The organism is Flavobacterium sp., assembly GCF_044373165.1.
Taxonomy (GTDB): Bacteria; Bacteroidota; Bacteroidia; order Flavobacteriales; family Flavobacteriaceae; genus Flavobacterium.
In genome coordinates this window covers 1-4874 of record NZ_JBILQL010000115.1, presented here as the reverse complement: position 1 = coordinate 4874, position 4874 = coordinate 1, and the positions used below count along the sequence as shown (strand labels likewise).

Here is a 4874-nt window from a genome sequence, read left to right as displayed (position 1 = left end):
GCTATCATATCGGTTACTCCCGCGCCAATCATATGACAACCCAACCATTCACCGTATTTGGCATCAAAAATTACTTTAACAAATCCATCCGGAGTTCCGGCAGCTTTCGCTTTTCCTGAAGCTGTAAAAGGGAATTTACCAATTTTCAATTCGTATCCTTTTTCTTTGGCTTGTTTTTCTGTCATACCCACTGAAGCAATTTCCGGAGTGGCATAAGTACAACCCGGAATGTTTCCGTAGTCTAAGGCTTCAACATGTAGACCGGCAATTTTTTCCACACACAAAATCCCTTCAGCAGAAGCTACGTGTGCCAAAGCTTGTCCGGGAGTTACATCGCCAATAGCATAATAACCGGCTACATTGGTTTGGTAAAATTCGTTCACCAAAATTTTATCTTTATCGGTTTTAATTCCGGTTTCTTCCAATCCGATGTTTTCGATATTGGTTTTAATTCCTACAGCCGACAATAAAATATCAGCTTCTAAAACTTCTTCACCTTTGGCAGTTTTTACAAAAGCTTTTACACCATTTCCGGTAGTGTCAATTCTTTCTACCGAGGAATTGGTCATAACTGTAATACCCGATTTTTTCAATGAACGCTCAAATTGTTTTGAGATGTCTTCGTCTTCTACCGGAACTACATTCGGCATAAACTCAACAATAGTTACTTCAGTTCCCATCGCGTTGTAAAAATGGGCAAATTCCACTCCAATCGCACCGGAACCAACCACAATCATCTTTTTCGGCTGACTTGGTAAAGTCATGGCTTGACGATAACCAATTACTTTCACGCCGTCTTGCGGTAGGTTGGGCAATTCTCTTGAACGAGCACCGGTAGCAATGATAATGTGGTCACCTGAATATTCAGTTACTTTTCCGTCTGCTGCTGTTACAGCAACTTTTTTGCCCGGTTTTATTTTACCAAAACCATCGATAACGTCAATTTTATTTTTCTTCATTAAGAATTGAACTCCTTTACTCATGCCATCAGCTACGCCACGAGAACGGGCAATAACGGCATTGAAATCTTTGTCAAACTCTTTCACGGTCAAACCATAGTCTGAAGCATGTTTTAGGTAGTCAAAAACCTGAGCCGATTTCAATAATGCTTTGGTTGGAATACAACCCCAATTCAAACAAATACCTCCAAGGTTTTCCTTTTCGATTACGGCTACTTTAAAGCCCAATTGCGAAGCACGGATGGCCGTAACATAACCGCCCGGACCACTTCCTAAAACTATAATATCGTATTTCATTTTTAAAAAGATTATTTTAAATTGATAAAAATGCAATTGCGGATGCTAGTGACATTTTTGTATTAATTGAGATTGCGAATTTAAGCAATTATTTTGAAAACTTAGCTTTCCGTGGCAAACTGTGAATCGTATAAATTTTTATAATATCCTTGATCAAGATTGATTAATTCTTGGTGTGTTCCTTCTTCCACAATTTTACCTTTATCCATTACAATAATCTTGTCTGCTTTGATAATTGTAGCCAAACGATGGGCAATAATAATAGAAGTTCTGCCTTGAGTGATTTTTTCCGTAGCTTTCTGAATCAATTCTTCGCTGTAAGTGTCAATTGATGACGTGGCTTCGTCTAAAATTAAAATACTCGGATTGTTGACATAAGCCCTAAGAAAAGCAATCAATTGTCTTTGACCCGATGAGAGCATTACGCCACGCTCTTTCACATCATAGTCATAACCACCGGGTAAGGTTTTAATGAATTTGTGAACCCCGATTTTCTTGGCCGCTTCAATAACATCTTCCCGACTGATATTAGGGTTGTTGAGCGTAATGTTATTGTGTATAGTATCAGCAAAGAGGAAAACATCTTGTAAAACAATGGCAATTTGTTGGCGTAAACTTTCTAATTCAAAATCATTGATGTTTTGGTCATCCACATAAATGTTGCCCGAATTGATTTCATAAAAGCGATTCAGTAAATTGATAATAGTGGATTTTCCGGCACCGGTTGCCCCAACTATGGCGATGGTTTCACCTGATTTTACATTCAAGTTGATCCCCTTTATAACTTCTTCCTTATCATTGTAACCAAAATGTACATTTTCAAATCGGATATTTCCTTTAAAATGAGAAGCTACTATGGTACCGTTTTCCTGTACATCTTGATTGGTATCCAATATATCAAAAACTCGATTGGCCGCAATCATCCCCATTTGCATCTCGTTGAATTTATCCGCAATTTGACGCAACGGGTTGAATAGCATTCCAATAAACATAGTGTAGGAAAACATATCCCCAAAAGTGGTGAATTTGTCTCCGTCTAAAATATGAAAACCACCATATAATATTACGGCACCCAAGGTTAATGAGGAGATGATATCCGCAATAGGGAAAAAGATGGAGTTGTATAAAATGGTTTTAATCCAGGCTTTATTGTGTTTTTGATTGATTTCTTTGAATTTTTCGTACTCAATTTGCTCACGGTTGAAAAGCTGAACTATTTTCATACCGGTAACGCGCTCTTGCACGAAGGTATTCATATTGGCCACTTGGTTGCGCACTTCCTCAAAAGCCACTTGCATTTTTCGTTGGAAAACTCGGGTAACATATACCAGGATAGGCATGGCTAAAATTACTATCCATGTCAGGCGCCAATTCATATAGAACATAAAAGCCAAAACCACCAGCATTTTCAGCATATCACTGATGATCATAAACAATCCTTGACTGAAAATACGAGCAATTTGTTCGATATCGGAAACCGAGCGCGTTACCAATTGACCTACCGGTGCGTGGTCAAAATATTTCATTCGGAAACTGAGCATGTGTTTGAACAATTTAGTTCGTATGTCTTTAATGATGTCTTGTCCAAGCCAGTTGGCCCAATATACGAAGTAAAATTGCGACAGTGTTTCCAAAAGCAATACTACTCCCATAATAGAAATGTAAAACAACAAACCGTGTTCGTCTTTAGGTTTGATGTATTCATCAACAGTTTGTTTCAATAAATAAGGGCGAAGGGCCGCAAAAACCGAAAGCAATACCGCAAACGAAACCACACCGTAATACCTTTTCTTGTAAGGCTTGGTGTATTTTAAAATACGTTTGAATAAATTGGAGTCGAAAGCTTTTGCCTGCATTTTATGGGATATAGTCGTATTTAATTTGGGTTAAGTAAAGACCGTGAGCGGGAACCGAAAATCCTGCTTTTCCGCGGTCTTTGCTTTCTATAATTTTTTCAAAATCGTCGAGAGTAATTTTGCCTAAACCTATGTTAATCATAGTGCCGACAATAGCTCTAACCATGTTTCTTAAAAAGCGATCGGCGGATATGGTAAATACCAATTTAGTCTCGTTTTGTTGCCAATGCGCTTCAAAAATAACACAATTAAAAGTTCTGACATCGGAATGTGTTTTAGAAAAGCATTCGAAATCATTGTGTTTGAAAAGAATTTGACAAGCTTCGTTCATTCTAGCAATGTCGAGTGGCAATTGGTGTAGCCAACTGCCATCGGTTTCAAAAGCATCTTTAAACGTATGAATATGGTATTCGTAGGTTCTTTTGGTAGCGTCGAATCGGGCATGGGCTTCATCGGCTACACGAATTATTTTGTAAATTACAATGTCTTTAGGAAGATAAGAATTGAGTTTGTGGACCAATTTCGGGCCATCGATTTCCGTTTCATAATCAAAGTGGGCGTACATTTTTTTGGCATGCACACCAGTATCGGTTCTACCGGCGCCAACAATGTCGATTGCTTTCTTCAATAAAACCGATAACGCTTTGTTCAAGGTTTCTTGTACAGAATTAGCATCCGGTTGGTATTGCCATCCGTGATAATTAGTCCCTTTGTAAGCCAATTCGATAAAATATCTCAAGTTTGCAGTGCCTAAATTATTGTCGCGTAAAGGTACAAAGGTTTTTAAATTGGATGTTTAAAGTTTTCATAATTTCGTTACTTATATTTGCAATCTCAGCACCTTAGTGCCTTAGAATCTTAGCGCCTTTTAATTTGAAAAAAATCCTACTCCTTTCCGATACCCACAGTCACATTGATGAGTCGATTGTGAAATATGTTCGTTTGGCCGATGAAGTATGGCATGCCGGAGACATAGGAGATTTAAAGGTTACTGATACCATAAAAGCAATTAAACCTTTGCGAGCTGTTTACGGTAATATTGACGACGACAAAGCGCGAATGGAATTTCCGTTGCACAATCGTTTTCTTTGTGAAGGCGTTGAGGTTTGGATTACTCATATTGGTGGTTATCCCGGAAATTACAACCAAGCCATCAGAACGGCAATTCAAAAAAATCCACCAAAGCTTTTTATTTGCGGACATTCGCACATATTGAAAGTGCAATTTGATAAGAGTTTGAATTTACTACACATGAATCCCGGTGCTTGCGGGATTTATGGCTTTCACCAAGTCAGAACCATGTTGCGTTTTGAGATTGATGGCGATAAAATCCAAAATTTAGAGATTATTGAGTTAGGGAAGTAGTGTTCAGTTTGGAGTTAGTAGTATTGAGTAAGGAGTTTATCGTTAAGTATTTTTATTGATTTTTGATATTGATATTACCACAGTTCTTATTTTAACCACAGATTTTACGGATTCAACGGATTTTCACAGATTCTTTTAATTTGTTTTAATCAGTCAAATCCGTGTCATCCGTGTGCCATTTTATAATCTATATCTATGTTGTTAAAAATAAAAAACCCGTCTGTTTAACGAGACGGGTTTTTCGCAGCACTAAAAAACTAAGTTTATAGGTTTATCGCAATCGATCCACAGATTTTACAAGATCTTCATCCTTTTTGATGGCTTTGTTGGCCAAAACCAAGAATACGATAGAAAAAATAGGTAAGAACATCCCAACACCTTTCTCAGGAACAGCAGT

At 37.8% G+C, this 4874-nt stretch carries 5 protein-coding genes; 1 reads left to right on the top strand and 4 read right to left on the bottom strand.

Going from position 1 to position 4874, the window contains the following annotated elements:
* The 3 genes from lpdA to truA all read right to left on the bottom strand — a co-directional run.
* A partial coding sequence (gene lpdA, locus ACIQ32_RS11200; RefSeq protein WP_396195774.1) for a dihydrolipoyl dehydrogenase occupies positions 1-1256 on the bottom strand: 1256 nt, incomplete at its 3' end.
* Between the two features lie 101 nt (positions 1257-1357).
* Positions 1358-3112, bottom strand: a complete 1755-nt coding sequence (locus ACIQ32_RS11195) for an ABC transporter ATP-binding protein (protein WP_396195773.1) — start codon at positions 3110-3112, stop codon at positions 1358-1360.
* A 1-nt stretch (position 3113) separates the two neighbouring features.
* Complete coding sequence (gene truA, locus ACIQ32_RS11190) at positions 3114-3851, bottom strand: tRNA pseudouridine(38-40) synthase TruA (protein ID WP_396195772.1); 738 nt, start codon at positions 3849-3851, stop codon at positions 3114-3116.
* A 134-nt stretch (positions 3852-3985) separates the two neighbouring features.
* Here truA and ACIQ32_RS11185 point away from each other — a divergent pair, with 134 nt between their 5' ends.
* A complete protein-coding gene (locus ACIQ32_RS11185; RefSeq protein ID WP_396195771.1) occupies positions 3986-4477 on the top strand; it encodes a metallophosphoesterase family protein in 492 nt (163 codons plus the stop codon).
* Positions 4478-4748: 271 nt separating this feature from the next.
* Here the strand turns inward: ACIQ32_RS11185 and ACIQ32_RS11180 are convergent.
* On the bottom strand, positions 4749-4874 hold a 126-nt coding region (locus ACIQ32_RS11180), incomplete at its 5' end, for a DUF4293 family protein (RefSeq protein ID WP_396195775.1).